This window comes from Chryseobacterium gambrini, assembly GCF_900156825.1.
Classification (GTDB): Bacteria; Bacteroidota; Bacteroidia; order Flavobacteriales; family Weeksellaceae; genus Chryseobacterium; species Chryseobacterium gambrini.
Map to the genome: position 1 here is coordinate 235,796 of NZ_FTOV01000001.1, position 16,527 is coordinate 252,322.

Annotated in this window: 11 protein-coding genes; all 11 read left to right on the forward strand. The window is 39.8% G+C overall.

Features of this window, described 5'->3' with window-relative positions:
* The first annotated feature begins 103 nt into the window (after positions 1–103).
* The 11 genes from BW951_RS01150 to BW951_RS01205 all read left to right on the forward strand — a co-directional run bounded on the left by BW951_RS01150 (position 104) and on the right by BW951_RS01205 (position 16,522).
* Positions 104–4,471, forward strand: a complete 4,368-nt coding sequence (locus BW951_RS01150; RefSeq protein WP_076390102.1) for a CusA/CzcA family heavy metal efflux RND transporter — start codon at positions 104–106, stop codon at positions 4,469–4,471.
* A 2-nt stretch (positions 4,472–4,473) separates the two neighbouring features.
* Positions 4,474–5,748, forward strand: a complete 1,275-nt coding sequence (locus tag BW951_RS01155; RefSeq protein WP_076390103.1) for an efflux RND transporter periplasmic adaptor subunit — start codon at positions 4,474–4,476, stop codon at positions 5,746–5,748.
* Positions 5,749–5,766: 18 nt separating this feature from the next.
* A complete protein-coding gene (locus tag BW951_RS01160; protein WP_076390104.1) occupies positions 5,767–7,812 on the forward strand; it encodes a heavy metal translocating P-type ATPase in 2,046 nt (681 codons plus the stop codon).
* 335 nt (positions 7,813–8,147) lie between these two features.
* Positions 8,148–8,972, forward strand: coding sequence for an RteC domain-containing protein (locus BW951_RS01170; RefSeq protein ID WP_076390105.1), 825 nt, complete (start codon positions 8,148–8,150; stop codon positions 8,970–8,972).
* A gap of 115 nt (positions 8,973–9,087) precedes the next feature.
* Entirely contained in the window at positions 9,088–9,651 is a 564-nt protein-coding gene (locus tag BW951_RS01175; RefSeq protein WP_076390106.1) for a helix-turn-helix domain-containing protein, read from the forward strand.
* 88 nt (positions 9,652–9,739) lie between these two features.
* Positions 9,740–12,151 carry a heavy metal translocating P-type ATPase gene (locus BW951_RS01180; protein WP_034735072.1) on the forward strand — a complete coding sequence of 804 codons (2,412 nt, stop codon included), beginning with the start codon at positions 9,740–9,742 and terminating at the stop codon, positions 12,149–12,151.
* A gap of 99 nt (positions 12,152–12,250) precedes the next feature.
* On the forward strand, positions 12,251–12,472 hold the full coding sequence (locus BW951_RS01185; RefSeq protein WP_002981097.1) for a heavy-metal-associated domain-containing protein: 222 nt from the start codon (positions 12,251–12,253) through the stop codon (positions 12,470–12,472).
* A 261-nt stretch (positions 12,473–12,733) separates the two neighbouring features.
* A complete protein-coding gene (locus BW951_RS01190; RefSeq protein WP_034735070.1) occupies positions 12,734–12,913 on the forward strand; it encodes a hypothetical protein in 180 nt (59 codons plus the stop codon).
* A 268-nt stretch (positions 12,914–13,181) separates the two neighbouring features.
* A complete protein-coding gene (locus tag BW951_RS01195) occupies positions 13,182–14,063 on the forward strand; it encodes a DUF3347 domain-containing protein (RefSeq protein WP_076390107.1) in 882 nt (293 codons plus the stop codon).
* A gap of 74 nt (positions 14,064–14,137) precedes the next feature.
* A complete protein-coding gene (locus tag BW951_RS01200; RefSeq protein WP_228427457.1) occupies positions 14,138–14,383 on the forward strand; it encodes a phosphoribosylpyrophosphate synthetase in 246 nt (81 codons plus the stop codon).
* Between the two features lie 39 nt (positions 14,384–14,422).
* Entirely contained in the window at positions 14,423–16,522 is a 2,100-nt protein-coding gene (locus tag BW951_RS01205; protein ID WP_002981093.1) for a heavy metal translocating P-type ATPase, read from the forward strand.
* Positions 16,523–16,527: the final 5 nt, after the last annotated feature.

Genomic DNA, 16,527 nt, shown 5'->3' on the forward strand with positions numbered 1-16,527 from the left:
CTATTAGATAGGTGTATTATCTAAATTGCACATTTAGCTGTCCTTTCTGTAACGGACAGAAAGTATTTATATCCATTATTATTAATTATTAATCAAATGAATTGTGTTAGACAGTATCATAAAATTTAGCATTAAGAACAAGCTCGTCATTGGAATAATGACATTGTTGCTCATTATTTGGGGAGTGTGGAGTGCCACAAAATTACCCATTGATGCCGTACCCGATATTACAAATAATCAGGTGCAAATAATTACGGTTTGCCCCACATTGGCGGCTCAGGAAGTAGAACAATTAGTAACTTTTCCGATAGAGCAAAGCATTGCTAATATTCCCGATTTAGAAGAAACCAGAAGTATTTCTAGGTTTGGTTTGTCCGTAATTACAGTTGTATTTAAGGAAAAAGTAGACATTTATTTTGCCCGACAGCTCATTAATGAAAAACTGAAAGAAGCAGAAGAAAAAATTCCGAACGGAATAGGAACACCTGAACTGGCTCCGGTCAGTACAGGGCTTGGTCAGATATACGAATATATAATACATCCCAAAAAGGGAAGTGAAAATAAATACAATGCCAAAGACCTTCGTACAATGCAGGACTGGATTGTTGCAAGGCAACTGTATGGTACACCCGGAATTGCAGAAGTAAATAGTTTTGGTGGCGAGCTAAAGCAATATGAAGTTGCTGTTAATCCTAATCGCTTAAAGGCTATGGATATAAGTATTACCGATATTTTCAACGCTCTTGAAAAAAATAACCAAAATACAGGGGGAGCATATATTGATAAGAAACCAAGTGCTTATTTTGTTAGAGGTATTGGTTTGGTTACATCATTAGAAGATATAAAAAACATCAGTGTAAAAAATAATCCTGGCAGTGTTCCAATTTTTATAAAAGATGTGGCAGATGTACGATTTGGTAATGCTGTAAGATATGGGGCTATGACATATAATGGAGAAGTTGATGCAGTAGGCGGTGTGGTAATGATGTTAAAAGGCGAAAATGCCAATAATGTAATTGAAAAAATAAAAGAAAAACTTCCTACTATACAAAAGTCATTACCTGATGATATTATTATTGAACCCTATATAGACCGTTCAGTTTTAGTTGACAAGGCAATGAGTACCGTAGAAAAAAACCTGATAGAAGGTGCGTTGATTGTTATCTTTGTATTAGTACTTTTTTTAGGAAATTTTAGAGCCGGATTAATAGTAGCTTCCGCTATTCCATTAGCAATGCTGTTTGCCTTAGCGATGATGAATGTGTTTGGTGTAAGCGCCAATTTAATGAGTTTGGGAGCCATAGATTTTGGGTTGATTGTAGATGGGGCAGTAATTGTTGTGGAAGCCACATTACATCACTTAGGCTTACGGAAATCTAAACAAAGGCTTACACAAACCGAAATGGATGAAGAGGTTTTCCTGTCTGCCTCCAAAATTCGTAGCAGTGCAGCATTTGGTGAAATCATTATACTAATTGTTTACATTCCTATTCTTACGTTAGTGGGTGTTGAAGGTAAAATGTTCCGTCCGATGGCACAGACTGTAGGTTTTGCCATTTTTGGAGCTTTGATTTTATCCTTAACATACATACCAATGATGTGTGCTTTGTTCTTATCCAAAAAACCTTCGTATAAAGAAACCTTTTCTGACAGAATGATGAATTGGTTACAAAAAAAATATCAGCCTTTGCTTGAAAAAGCGATTAGCATAAAGTATTGGTTCGTGGGTATCGCCATTGCCATATTTGCGGTTAGTATTTTCTTGTTTAGCCGAATGGGAGGAGAATTTATACCTCAATTACAGGAAGGGGAATTTGCGTTTGAATTTAAGATGCCAATCGAAACTTCATTAGCACAAAGTATTGAAACTTCGATGCTTGCATCGAGATTAGCCAGGCAATTTGATGAAGTGAAAATGGTCGTTGGTAAAACCGGAGCTGGAGAAGTACCTACTGACCCTATGCCACCAGGAGCAACAGATTTAATGATTATTCTGAAGCCCCAAAGTGAGTGGAAATCAGGAAAAACCTATGATGAATTAGGAGATGCAATAGAAGAGAAATTAAGTGTAATACCTGGTGTAACTGTTGAAAAAAGCCAACCTATTCAAATGCGCTTCAATGAACTAATGACAGGTATTAAACAAGATGTAGCAGTAAAAATATTTGGTGAAAACTTAGATACACTTGCTTTGAATGCTGAAAAAGTTAGCAAAATAATACAAAGTGTAAAAGGCGCTACCACTCCACAGGTAGAACGTGTAAGCGGCTTACCTCAAATCAATGTAAAATATGACAGAACCCGTATTGCTAATTATGGGCTTAATGTCGAAGATGTGAACAATGTGGTAAGCACTGCTTTTGCAGGAAAAAGCGCAGGTGTAGTTTATGAAAATGAGAGAAGATTTGATTTGGTAGTACGATTGGATAGCGTTTACCGAAGTAGTATTGAAGATGTAAATAATCTGATGATACCTACACCAACCGGTAATCAAATTCCATTGTCACAAGTTGCAACTATTGATTATAAATTAGGACCCGCACAGATAAGCCGTGAAGCTGGTAAACGAAGAATTGTAATCGGGTTCAACGTTGCAGACAGGGATGTACAAAGTGTGGTAGAAGAAATTCAGCAAAAATTAAATGCGCAGGTAAAATTACCGCCTGGATATTATTTCACTTATGGCGGACAGTTTGAAAACTTGCGGGAAGCCAGTAATAGATTGATGATAGCAGTCCCAGTTTCCTTATTATTGATTTTTGTATTGCTCTATTTCACGTTCCGTTCCTTCAAGCAGGCAGGCTTAATATTTACCGCTATTCCGATGAGTGCCATTGGTGGCGTGTTGGCTTTGTTGCTTCGTGGTATGCCTTTCAGCATCAGTGCAGGCATTGGCTTTATCGCTTTATTCGGAGTAGCGGTTCTCAACGGAATTGTATTGATTGGAACTTTCAACCAATTAGAAAAAGAAGGAATAAAAGATGTATTGAAACGAGTAATTGAAGGAACTAAAATTCGTCTGCGTCCAGTATTGATGACTGCAACAGTAGCCAGTTTAGGATTTCTACCAATGGCATTAAGCAGTAGTGCAGGTGCAGAAGTACAAAAACCTTTAGCGACCGTAGTTATCGGTGGTTTGGTAACCGCAACGTTCCTTACCCTATTTGTACTGCCGCTATTGTACATCATTTTCAATTCAAAAATTAATTTAAAAAGAAAATTCAAAGTGAAACCCATTGCAACTATCATTGTATTGCTACTATCCTTGGTAGGTTTTACAGCAAATGCACAAACGAAAGATTTATCGGGTGTTGATGAGGCAATTAGCATTGCCCTTCAAAATAATCAAAGTATTAAAGCATCAGATTTGGAAATTGAAGCGAGTAAAGTTTTGAAAAAAACAGCCGGAGAATTACCAAAACTCGATTTTAACGCCCAATTGGGACAATACAACAGCACCAAATTCGACCAGTCTTTTCAGGTCGCTCAAACAATTCCATTTCCTTCATTATTTGGAGCAAAAAAGCAATTGATTAATGCAGAAATAAAAGGTAAAGAAATACAGAAAAGCCTAAGTGTTTTAGAATTAAAAAATCAGGTACGAACGTATTATTATCAAATTCTGTACCTGCAACACAATCAAAAACAATTGCAACAATTGGACAGCTTATATGGTGATTTCATAGGCATTGCAAAGCTTCGTTACAAAACGGGCGATACTAAAAAAGTGGATATAAGTACAGCAGAAGCTAAGAAAGGGGAAATCAATTTATTGTTGAAACAGAATGAAGTGTTTTTAAATAATGCAGTTGCCAGTCTGAAAACATTGATGAATACTAAAGAAGATTTTATTATTGCAGAAAATGGAATTTTTCAACCTTTACAAATCAGTAATTTGCTGGACAATGATGCAGTAGCAAATCATCCTGCAATTCAATCCTTATATCAGGATGCAGTTATTGCAGAAAAGACCAAAAAGGTAGAACGTTCGCAAGGTTTACCCGATTTTACGATAGGTTACACAAATCAATCTTTGATAGGCTTTCAAACAGTAAATGGTGCGGAGAAATATTTCAATTCTGGTAACCGTTTTAATTCTGTAAATATTGGTGTTGCTATTCCAATAACTTATGGTGTTACTAAAGCCCGGATAAAATCTTTGGATTACCAAAAGCAAGCAGCCGAAGCCAATGCACAACAGCAACAAAAAGTATTGACAACGCAAATGCAGAATGCCTTGCAACAATACCAACAGGATATGCATCAGTTCAATTATTTTCAGCAGGAAGCATTACCTAACGCTAAGGAGATTGTAGCGGCAGCTCAATTAGGATACAAAACTGGCGACATCAGTTATGTGGAATATCTTTTTGCATTGCAAACCACAACTGATATTCAATTGAATTACCTAAAAAGTATTCAGCAAGTAAACCAATCCGTAATCAATATTTATTCATTAATTAATAAATAAAAATGAAATTCAATATAAATAAAATAAGGTATATAATGGCAATGATTGTCGTTCTATTAGCTTTTTCAGCCTGTAAAAATGATAAGCAAGTAGCGGAGAATAAATCTTCCGAAACCAAAGCTGGCGAAAAAGCAGAAGCAAACAACGAAGAAGAAATGCCAACTATTGCAACACTTTCTGAAGAACAGATAAAAATAGTTGGGATACAATTAGGAACTATCGAACAAAAGGAATTAACGGCAACCATTAAGGCTAATGGAAACCTTAAAGTGCCCAATAACAATAAAGGTAATGCTACTTCTTTGTATGGTGGTGTTATAAAAATGCTTAATGTGCAAATCGGAGATTATGTAAAAAAAGGACAAGTAATTGCCACTATTGCCAATCCGCAGTTCATACAATTACAGGAAGAATATCTAAGTACTGCAAGCAAAATATCTTTTGCCGAACAAGAGTTAGCAAGACAGAAAGAGCTAAATGAAGGCAATGCAGGCGCAAAGAAAAATCTGCAAAGTGCCACAGCCGAATTAAATAGTTTACGTACTCGCAGGGCTTCTTTACAACAGCAGATACAATTAATGGGTATCAATCCGGGGTCCGTTTCAAATAACAATCTGAAATCGGCATTGGTGGTAACCAGTCCTTTGAATGGTACGGTTAGCAATGTATTTGCCAAGATTGGAAGCTATGTCGATGTTTCTTCGCCAGTTATAGAAATTGTAGATAACAGTTCTTTGCATTTGGATTTACAGGTTTTTGAAAAGGATTTACCGAAAATAAAAGTGGGACAAATCATTCATTTTACACTTACTAATAATCCTACAACCGTATATGATGCTACGGTTTTCAGTATCGGTTCGTCATTTGAAAATGAGAGTAAAACCATTGCCGTTCACTGTCGGGTAAATGGCAATAAAAATGGCTTAATAGATGGAATGAATATTACAGGTATTGTAAGCTTAAATAATATTACGACATCTGCTGTTCCTAATGACGCCATTGTAAATGCCGATGGGAAATATTATGTTTTCATTCAAACCGATAAAAAAGTTGAGGAACATAAAGAAGAAGAAAATAAGGGTGGAGAAGAAAATGAACGCAAGGAAGATAAAGCCAATATGAATTTTGAAAAAGTTGAAGTTTTGAAAGGAGTATCTGATATGGGCTATACCGCAATAACTTTTGTAAATCAAATTCCTGCAAATGCAAAAATTGTGGTAAGAGGAGCATTTTTTGTAAATGCTAAATTATCTAATACTGGCGAAGACGAAGATTAAACAATAAAAACAAAAGCGATGATAAATACGAACAAAAATCACAAGCATATTTATGATGCACACGGCAAGCAACTCTGCTGCACGGAGGAAAGCAAAAACGATGCCCAAACAAATACAGGGCAGAGTACTGATAATGTTTGTTGCTCAACGGATAAAAAAGTCAATCAAAAGAGTAATGAACGAAGTGAAGCTGTTGATAAAAACAGCGTTGTAAAAATGTTTTTACCAGGAATTATTTCTTTGGTACTATTGCTAATTGCTATTTACTTAGACAATGCCTTGAAACCTGAATGGTTTCAAGGTTGGGTAAGAACTGTTTGGTATATAATAGCTTATGCACCAGTCGGATTTCCTGTAATTAAAGAAGCTTTTGAAAGTATTGGTAAAGGCGATGTTTTTTCAGAATTTTTGCTAATGAGTATTGCCACTATTGGAGCCTTTGCCATTGGTGAATACCCTGAGGGTGTTGCTGTAATGTTGTTTTATGCCGTTGGCGAAGTATTCCAGACTTTGGCAGTAACAAGAGCTAAAGCAAATATTAAAACGTTGCTCGATCAACGTCCCGATGAAGTGACTGTATTAGAAAACAATCAAGCAAAAACAGTAAAGGCAGAAAGTGTAAACATTGGCAATATTATCCAATTAAAACCTGGAGAAAAGTTAGGATTGGACGGAGAATTATTGTCCGAAACTGCATCTTTCAATACAGCAGCTCTTACGGGTGAGAGCAAGCCTGACACGAAATCAAAAGGTGAAACGGTACTGGCAGGGATGATAAACTTAAATACCGTTTCACAGGTAAAAGTGACAACTGCATATACTGATAGCAAGCTGAGTAAAATTTTAGAATTGGTGCAAAATGCTACTGCTCAAAAAGCACCGACAGAATTATTCATTAGAAAGTTTGCAAAAATATACACACCGATAGTTGTACTGTTAGCTATTCTAATTACAGCATTGCCCTACTTCTTTGTAGAAAATTATGTGTTCAGCCAATGGTTGTATCGTGCTTTGGTATTCCTTGTTATCTCTTGCCCTTGTGCATTGGTAATAAGTATTCCTTTAGGCTACTTTGGCGGAATTGGGGCAGCGAGTAAAAATGGAATATTGGTTAAGGGAAGCAACTTTTTGGATGTTCTTGCCAGCATACAAAATGTAGTAATGGATAAGACAGGTACAATGACGGAGGGCGTATTTAAAGTTCAGGAAGTTGTATTTGACAAGGCATTTGATGAGAAAGAAATTTTAGAAATGGTCAATGCTTTGGAAAGCCATAGTAGCCACCCCGTAGCAACTGCCATTCAAGAATATGTAGGCGATGTAAACCACAATATCCCATTAGAAAATATAGAGGAAATTGCAGGACACGGACTAAAGGCTAATGTAAATGGGAAAGAATTATTGGTAGGGAATTTTAAGCTGATGGATAAATTTTCTATTACTTATGACATAGACCCGAACAGCATTGTCTACACGGTAATCGCAGTGGCTTATGATAGAAAGTTTGTTGGTTACATTACCATTGCGGACAGCATAAAAGAAGACGCACAGGAAACCATAAATCTATTGCATAAGCTCAATGTTAAAGCTACTATGCTTAGCGGAGATAAAAGTACGGTTGTAAAGTATGTAGCGGAACAGTTGGGGATAGATAATGCTTTCGGAGATTTATTGCCTGAAGATAAAGTAAACAGAGTTAAAGAAATTAAAGCCAAAGGCGGAAGCGTTGCTTTTGTTGGCGACGGTGTAAACGATGCGCCTGTTGTGGCTTTGAGCGATGCGGGTATTGCAATGGGCGGTTTGGGAAGCGATGCGACCATTGAAACGGCAGATGTTGTAATACAAGACGACAAACCGAGTAAAATACCTATGGCAATCAATATAGGCAAGCAGACAAAGAAAATCGTTTGGCAAAATATAGCTTTAGCATTCGGAGTAAAAGCTATTGTACTAGTTTTGGGAGCTGGGGGCTTAGCGACTATGTGGGAAGCTGTTTTTGCCGATGTTGGGGTTGCCTTATTAGCTATACTAAACGCAGTAAGGATACAGCGGATGAAATTTTAAGATTAGAACATCCTAATGATGAATAAAACAGACAATTCGTAAGAAAGGCAAAAGTTATCAAATGTCAATTTGTCGAAGGAGAAGAAGAAGAAGAAAAGACCTTCGCTCTTTATGATACTTTTTGGGATATTTTTTAGCTCTGTGTCTTATTGCTTTGATATACATAAAATTAGACACTATTATATCTATCCCTATCACTAAAAATGGACTTATTAGTTCTGTATCGAGCAAAAACCAAAGTTCCAAAAGAGAAACCCGAAAATGCAAATTTCTTTCAAATATGACAGTATTTGGGCTTCTCTATTATTGTTTAAAAAATAGATTTAGGATAACGGATGGATAAATTTTATAACGAAACGCTGGCTAAGCTGGAAAACGAAATCAAAGAATTTGAGATTGAAGCAGACTGTTCGATAGAACGCATTGAAGCAGTTATACAACTTATTATCAAATGTTTATTCGACGTAAAAAAATATATTTTAAAAAGAGGATTTAAGAATGTTGATGAAGAAATTCGCTTTTTTAAATATCAAAAGCCAATTATCGTTTCAAAGCTCATCTATTATAATGCCATCTATAAAATCGAAACGAGAAGACCGTATGGAAATAAGCGTACCAAGAAATATTTTGCCAAAGAACTGAAAAAGCTAAAAAGGTTCTTTGAAAATAACCTTGATTTTTATAAGTATTACCGTAGCAATAATTCTTTCTTTGACGAACAATTTTTTGTACGTGGCAAGCACGATATAAGACTATGGTTAGACACTTTTTATTTTGAGGCAGACCATCGCTTTTCTACTTCGCACGATTATAAGGTTGCCAAGATAATTGCTAATGACCTGATACAGGTATATTTGGAAGACAGGTTAAATAACATCAACGTTAAAAAGGTTTCAGATAATTCGTTGATATGGACAGCAAGCAAAACTGCACTCACGGAACTCATTTATGCACTGTACTCCCACGGTGCATTTAACAATGGGAATACAGAAATAAAATTGATAGCCAAAACGTTTGAAGATGCCTTCAATATTGAGTTAGGCGACTTTTACCATACGTTTATGGAACTTAAAGCCCGCAAAATAAACCGAACGAAATTCCTCGACAGGCTGTGTGAAGCACTGATAAAGAAAATGGACGAACAAGATGAAAAACAGTAAGTATATATGTACACAGGCTTTATTCCTCTTGGCAAGAAGTCAGAGTAATTAAACTTAAATTGTAAATTTGTTTATTGCTTATGTATTAAATACTAAACGTAGTCAGTAAATAAATATGAATACAATCTTTATTAAAAATATGGTTTGCGACCGTTGCATTATGGTGGTACAAAACGAATTGGAAAAACTGGGATTAGATGCTAAAAATATAAAACTGGGCGAAGTTATTCTTTCCAAAGAAATAAAATCTCTGGAAAAAGAGAATTTGTCCAAAACTTTAGAGCCATTAGGATTTGAAGTAATTGACGATAAAAAAGGCAGGATAATAGAAAAGATAAAGAACATTATCATTGACCTGGTACACCATCAGGATAGTGATGTAAAAACCAACCTTTCCGATGTATTGAGTGACAAATTGCATCACGATTACAATTACCTGTCCAATCTGTTTTCAGAGGTAGAGGGTACAACCATTGAAAAATACTTTATCGCCCAAAAGGTAGAGAAAGTCAAAGAATTGTTGGTGTATGATGAGTTGTTATTAAGTGAGATTGCGAACCGCCTAAATTATTCGAGCGTGGCATATTTGAGTAACCAGTTTAAAAAAGTTACCGGGCTAACACCAAGCCATTTCAAACAGATTAAAGAGGATAAAAGAAAACCGTTGGATAAAGTGTAAGTAAATCTTACAAATCAAATCCAAAATTTCACAACAGTACCCATAAATATAATAGCCAATTTTGTATTGTAAATTAAAGCAGGCAAATATGGCGACAAACAGAGAAAATATATACATTCCATTGGAGGATGTAGAAAGCGAACACTGTGCATTAATCGTTGAAAAGGGATTGGCACAGGTAAAAGGCGTAGAAACCCATAAAGTAGAGCTGAACAACCGAAGGGCAGTGATTACAGTAGATAGCAATGAAACCGTAGGCGAGGCTGTTAAGGCAATTAAAGATTTAGGTTACGGAGTTCCTACGGTTAAAAGTGCTTTTCCGGTATTGGGCATGACCTGTGCATCCTGTGCGGGCAGTGCCGAAAGCATTGTGAAATACCAACCGGGAGTAGTTAATGCTTCCGTGAACTTTGCAACGGGCAATCTTACCGTGGAATATCTGCCCAATATGACCGATGCCTCCACCCTGCAAAAAGCGGTTCAGGGAGTAGGTTACGACCTATTGATTGAAGACGAAACCAAGCAGCAGGAAACGCTCGAAGGCATCCACGAAAAGAAATTCCGAACCTTGAAAAACAAGACCATTTGGGCAATTATCCTTTCCCTGCCCGTGGTAATCATAGGAATGTTCTTTATGGATATGCCCTATGCAGACCCGATAATGTGGCTCTTTTCCACGCCCGTTGTAATATGGTTGGGCAGGGATTTTTTTGTAAACGCTTGGAAGCAGGCAAAGCACCGTTCCGCCAATATGGATACGCTGGTGGCATTGAGTACAGGTATTGCCTACCTGTTCAGTGTTTTCAATATGCTGTTTGCCGACTTTTGGCATCAACGGGGACTGCATGCTCACGTATATTTTGAAGCGGCTGCCGTTATTATCGCATTCATCCTCTTGGGAAAACTGCTGGAAGAAAGAGCCAAAGGCAACACCTCTTCAGCCATTAAGAAGCTGATGGGCTTGCAGCCAAAAACGGTCATCGTGGTACAGGCGGACGGAACGGAAAAGCAGACCGCTATCGAAGACGTAAGCGCAGGCGATGTGATACTCGTAAAGCCCGGTGAAAAGATTGCGGTAGACGGCATGGTCATATCGGGCAATTCGTATGTGGACGAAAGCATGTTAAGCGGTGAGCCTGTACCTGTATTGAAAAAAGAAAAAGAAAAAGTATTTGCAGGAACGATTAACCAAAAAGGCAGCTTCCGGTTCAGGGCGGTAAAAGTGGGCAAAGAAACCATGCTTGCCCACATCATCAAAATGGTGCAGGATGCACAGGGAAGCAAAGCACCCGTACAGAAACTGGTCGATAGGATTGCGGGCATCTTTGTTCCCACAGTGATAGGTATTGCCATCCTGACATTTACGCTATGGTTGATTTTGGGAGGCGAAAACGGGGTTGTTCAAGGTCTGTTGGCAGCCGTTACGGTATTGGTCATTGCCTGCCCCTGTGCTTTAGGCTTAGCGACACCCACCGCTATTATGGTAGGCGTTGGTAAAGGTGCTGAAAATGGCATTTTGATAAAGGATGCCGAAAGTTTGGAACTGGCCAAAAAAGTAAATGCCATCGTTTTGGACAAAACCGGAACCATCACCGAGGGAAGACCACAGGTAACGGGCATTAAATGGCTGAACAATGAGGACACTGCAAAAGAAATCCTTTTGAGCATCGAAAAGCAATCCGAGCATCCATTGGCAGAAGCCGTAGTGAAGCATCTTGGCGATGTAGCGACCACCTCTTTATCCATGTTCGACAGCATTACGGGCAAAGGCGCAAAAGCAGACCATGATAACGAAACCTATTATGTAGGCAACAAAAAGCTATTGGCAGAAAACAACATTGCCATTGCCGGAGAATTACAAGACCAGGCCGAAGAATGGGGCAAACAGTCTAAAACCGTTATCTGGTTTGCAAACAGCAAAAAGGCTCTTGCTGTAATCGCTATCGCCGATAAGATTAAGGAAACATCGGTGCAGGCTATCCGGGAAATGCAGGAAATGGGCATTGACCTGTATATGCTGACCGGAGATAATGAAGCTACCGCTAAAGCCATTGCGGAGCAGACAGGCATCAAGCATTACAAAGCCGAAGTTTTGCCACAGCATAAAGCCGACTTTGTGAAAGAACTGCAAAGTAAAGGAAAGGTAGTGGCAATGGTGGGCGATGGTATCAACGACAGCACCGCATTGGCAACAGCCGATGTAAGTATCGCAATGGGCAAAGGCAGCGACATCGCAATGGACGTAGCCAAGATGACCATCATTTCGTCCGACCTGACCAAGATACCGCAGGCAATACGCTTGTCCAAACAGACCGTAGCCACCATCAAGCAAAACCTGTTCTGGGCGTTTATCTACAACGTAATCGGCATTCCGGTAGCGGCAGGCATCCTTTACCCTGTTAACGGCTTCCTGCTCAACCCGATGATTGCGGGTGCGGCAATGGCATTGAGCAGCGTGAGCGTGGTCAGTAACAGCCTGCGGTTGAAGTGGAAGAAATAAAACAGTAAATCTCACAAATCAAACAAGAAATTACACAACAATACTGAACTGAATAGTACGGAAATTTGCATTATCAGATAACTCTAAAATTTATTAACAATGGAAAATAAACAATTTCAATTCAAGACGAACATCAATTGCGGAGGTTGTATCGCATCTGTAAAACCGCACTTGGACAAGGCAGAGGGTATCTGCCATTGGGAAGTGGACACTGCCAACAAGGACAAGGTACTTACAGTGAAGTCCGAGGGCATTACCGAGCAGGAAGTAATATCGACCGTGCAAAAGGCAGGCTTCAAAATTGAACCTTTGGACGCCTAAGCCAACAACTTTTTGAAATGCCCTTTTTCCGACCGAATTTTCTATGAGGTTGGGTTGCTGAAAAAGGGCATTTTATCAATTCTGAAAGAAGGCGATAGGTTATTGCGTATATGGCATTATTTTTCCATATAGCAAAAAAAAGTAAAACGATATAAAAAACCAATCTAATTTGTAACTTTGTTGCGTTGAAAAATTATAGAATACATATAGGCATTTCGACATTGTTCTGTTTGGTTTTCTTTATGATGCCAAGTCAGAGCTATGCCTGTTCCAAAAATTCAACAAAGACCGAGCAGTCTTTCAGCTCAAAGGAGAAATCCAAAAAATCAGAACATAAAAAAGGTTGCAAGAGCAAATCCTGTAAAAAATGCAAAAGTGACAAATGCGGGGGCGGTTGTTCCCACAGCTCTTGCAGGTGCGGTGCTTCAACCACTTCCCTAAATGTCCCAACCGTAATCGAATTAAAGGCAAAAAATCACTTAGCAGCAGCTAAAAAGCAAAAATTCGGTTTCAAAGAAGCCTACTATTCTTCGGGCTTTTTCTCCATTTGGCTACCGCCTAAAATAAGCTAAAACTATGGCCTGATAGCCATAGGTATGTCCTGTCAGAAGCTGTTCCGGCTTTTGCAAATTCCCTATTTGTATCATTTATTTAAAATTTAAAACAGAAATGGGTTTATCAATCCCCCGTTTCTCAAAATGTAATTATTATGAAATCATTATCAAAAATAGTGATGGTAATCGCCGTATTACTATCATCAATAAACGGCTTCGCACAAATCAAGAATGCGAAAACAGAAACCGTAAAAATTTATGGCAATTGTGGTATGTGCAAAACCACCATCGAAAAAGCAGGTAACGAAAAAAAGGTAGCCAGCGTGGACTGGAACAAAGATACCAAGATGGCTACGCTCACCTATGACGTCGACAAAACAAATCAGGATGAAATCCTGAAACGTATCGCTTTGGCTGGTTATGACAGTGAGAAGTTCCGTGCGCCAGATGACGTATATGCTAAACTGGCTGGTTGCTGCCAGTATGATAGACCCGTGAAGACGGTTGCCAAAAACAAGGAGGCGGGAATGGACATGAATGCCGGACATGGCAATCACGACCATAGCCAAATGGCAGCACCCGCTAACAAAGATGCAGCCCAAAACCAATCACAGCTAAAAGCTGTATTTGACAACTACTTTTCAGTGAAAGACGCTTTGATAAAAACCGATGCGGCGACCGCATCTGCCAAAGCCGCTGAATTGGCTGCATCCCTTAAAGCAGTCGATATGAATAAGCTATCGGCAGAGGAACATACGGCTTGGATGAAAGTGATGCAGGACTTAACGGCCAATGCGGAAAGCATTTCAAAATCAAAAGATGTTGCAAAACAAAGAAGTGCTTTTGCGGCACTTTCGGGAAGCATCTACACACTGGCCAAAGTTTCTAAACAGGACACCCCCGTTTATTACCAGCACTGCCCTATGTACAACGGAGGTAAGGGAGCCAATTGGCTAAGTAAAGAGAATGCCGTTAAAAATCCATATTACGGCTCACAGATGCTTACCTGCGGCAGTACAGTTGAAACCATTAAATAACAGGTCTGAAAGCTATGGTACAGTACAATGACATGGTGCAGGCGCTTAAAGACCTAAGACAGCGTGGATACAGTATGGACTTTAGTCTGTTGCCGGACTGCCTGTACTGTGCGTCAAGGAGCCTGAAACTAAAACCGGAGGATTTTACGGTTACGGAAACCCATAGGTTTGAAAGCCTCGACAGCAGTCCTGATAACAATGTCGTGATTTATGCCATATCGTCCAATGATGGTAAGAATAAAGGCGTACTTGTGGATGCCTATGGTGCTTATGCCGAAGAAATGACCCATGAGATGGCAAAAAAATTAAGTGCAACATAACTTTTAAAACCCCTTATTATGAAAAAATACACGTGTCCCATGCACCCGCAGGTGCTAAAAGACGAACCAGGCAAATGCCCGCTTTGTGGCATGGCACTGGTTCCCGTTGGCGGTAGCTCAGTTTCTCATGTACAAAAATCAGGACATGGGCATTCCGGGCATTCTCAACATGGCCATGCTGACGAAAACTTTAATAAACATGAGGGACATCATACAGGTGATTTCCTCACTCGTTTTTGGATAAGCCTTGTCATTACAATCCCTATACTGCTCCTGTCGCACATGATACAGCAATGGTTAGGTTTCTCGCTTGCTTTCAATGGCGATAAATATGTGTTGCTGGCATTGGGTACGGTGATTTATTGCTATGGAGGCTTACCATTCCTAAAGGGAATGATTGGCGAGGTGAAAGCCAAAGCCATAGGGATGATGACACTTGTTGCTATCGCCATATCCGTAGCCTATGTCTATTCCGTAGCCGTTGTATTTGGCTTGCAGGGTATGGATTTCTTTTGGGAACTGGCAACCCTAATTGACATCATGCTGTTAGGGCATTGGCTGGAAATGCGTTCCCAAATGGCTGCTTCACGGGCATTACAGTCATTGGTAGCGTTACTGCCCAACGATGTTACCGTGGAACGAGGCGGAGAAGCTGTAAAGATAAAGCTAGAAGACCTGCAAAGCGGTGAAACGGCTATCATAAAACCGGGTGAAAAAATTCCAGCCGACGGATTGGTTCTGGATGGGCTTTCATATATCAACGAGAGTATGCTTACCGGAGAAAGTGTTCCCGTAAAAAAGGAAAAGGACGGAAAGGTCATCGCAGGCTCTATCAATGGTGATGGTGCGCTGAAAGTTAAGGTAACAGCCGTTGGAAAAGACAGCTACCTGAACAGGGTTATCAATCTTGTGCAGGAGGCACAAGCTACTAAGTCCAATACGCAAAACCTTGCGGACAAAGTTGCCAAATGGCTCACCTTTATTGCCATTGCCGTGGGCATAGGCACATTTGCCTATTGGTATGCAAGCAGTGGAGATATTGCCTTTGCGCTTGAAAGAATGGTGACGGTAATGGTAACGGCCTGCCCGCACGCATTGGGCGTGGCTATCCCGTTGGTAGTCGCCATTTCCACAACGCTTTCGGCGACCAATGGTCTGCTCATCCGCAACCGCACAGCATTTGAAACCACCCGAAAACTTTCCACTGTCATTTTTGATAAGACCGGAACGCTCACCAAAGGTTCCCATGCGGTAGAAAAGGTTATTCCCTTAACGGATGAATATAATGCCGATGAGGTTATCCAGTATGCTGCCGCAGTACAGCAAAATTCGGAACACCATATCGCCAAAGGCATTATGGCTACATTGAAAGAAAAGAGCCTTGCCTTATGGAAGTCTGAAAACTTCAGCTATATGCAGGGCATAGGTGTTAAAGGTGTTGTGAACGGGAAAAATGTCGTAGCTGGCGGCCCGAATTATTTCACCGAAAACCACCTTTCCCTGCCGGAAATTCCAAACGAAATCAATCAAGAGGCCGAAACGGTCAACTTTGTCCTCATTGATGACCGGGTAATCGGCATCATTACTTTGGCAGACAGCATCCGTGAGGGTTCGGCACAGGCGATTGAGGAACTCAAAAAAATGGGCATCAAGTCCTTTCTGCTCACCGGGGACAACGACAGGATTGCTGCTGCCGTAGCCGGAAAATTGGGTATGGACGGGTATTTGGCTAATGTGCTTCCGCACAACAAGCAGGAGAAAGTAAAGGAGTTTCAGGCAAAAGGCGAAATCGTAGCAATGACTGGTGATGGTGTAAATGATGCACCTGCACTGGCACAGGCAGATGTGGGCATTGCCGTGGGTTCCGGTACGGACGTGGCTGCCGAAACAGCGGATATCATATTGGTAGACAGCGACCCGAGGGATGTGGTCAAACTGATTGACTTCGGCAAACTTACCTACAAAAAGATGGTACAGAACCTGATATGGGCGGTTGGCTACAACGTAGTGGCAATACCGCTTGCGGCGGGCGTACTCTATCCGAATTTTATTCTAAGTCCCGCTATGGGTGCTGTGCTGATGAGTGTAAGCACCATTGTAGTGGCTATTAACGCAAGTTTATTAAAAATCAAAAAATAAATAAA

Coding starts and splice junctions, on each gene's coding strand:
- BW951_RS01155 (WP_076390103.1), top strand. CDS start 4,474: ATGAAATTCAATATAAATAAAATAAGGTATATAATGGCAATGATTGTC.
- BW951_RS01160 (WP_076390104.1), top strand. CDS start 5,767: ATGATAAATACGAACAAAAATCACAAGCATATTTATGATGCACACGGC.
- BW951_RS01170 (WP_076390105.1), top strand. CDS start 8,148: ATGGATAAATTTTATAACGAAACGCTGGCTAAGCTGGAAAACGAAATC.
- BW951_RS01175 (WP_076390106.1), top strand. CDS start 9,088: ATGAATACAATCTTTATTAAAAATATGGTTTGCGACCGTTGCATTATG.
- BW951_RS01180 (WP_034735072.1), top strand. CDS start 9,740: ATGGCGACAAACAGAGAAAATATATACATTCCATTGGAGGATGTAGAA.
- BW951_RS01185 (WP_002981097.1), top strand. CDS start 12,251: ATGGAAAATAAACAATTTCAATTCAAGACGAACATCAATTGCGGAGGT.
- BW951_RS01190 (WP_034735070.1), top strand. CDS start 12,734: ATGCCTGTTCCAAAAATTCAACAAAGACCGAGCAGTCTTTCAGCTCAA.
- BW951_RS01195 (WP_076390107.1), top strand. CDS start 13,182: ATGAAATCATTATCAAAAATAGTGATGGTAATCGCCGTATTACTATCA.
- BW951_RS01200 (WP_228427457.1), top strand. CDS start 14,138: ATGGACTTTAGTCTGTTGCCGGACTGCCTGTACTGTGCGTCAAGGAGC.
- BW951_RS01205 (WP_002981093.1), top strand. CDS start 14,423: ATGCACCCGCAGGTGCTAAAAGACGAACCAGGCAAATGCCCGCTTTGT.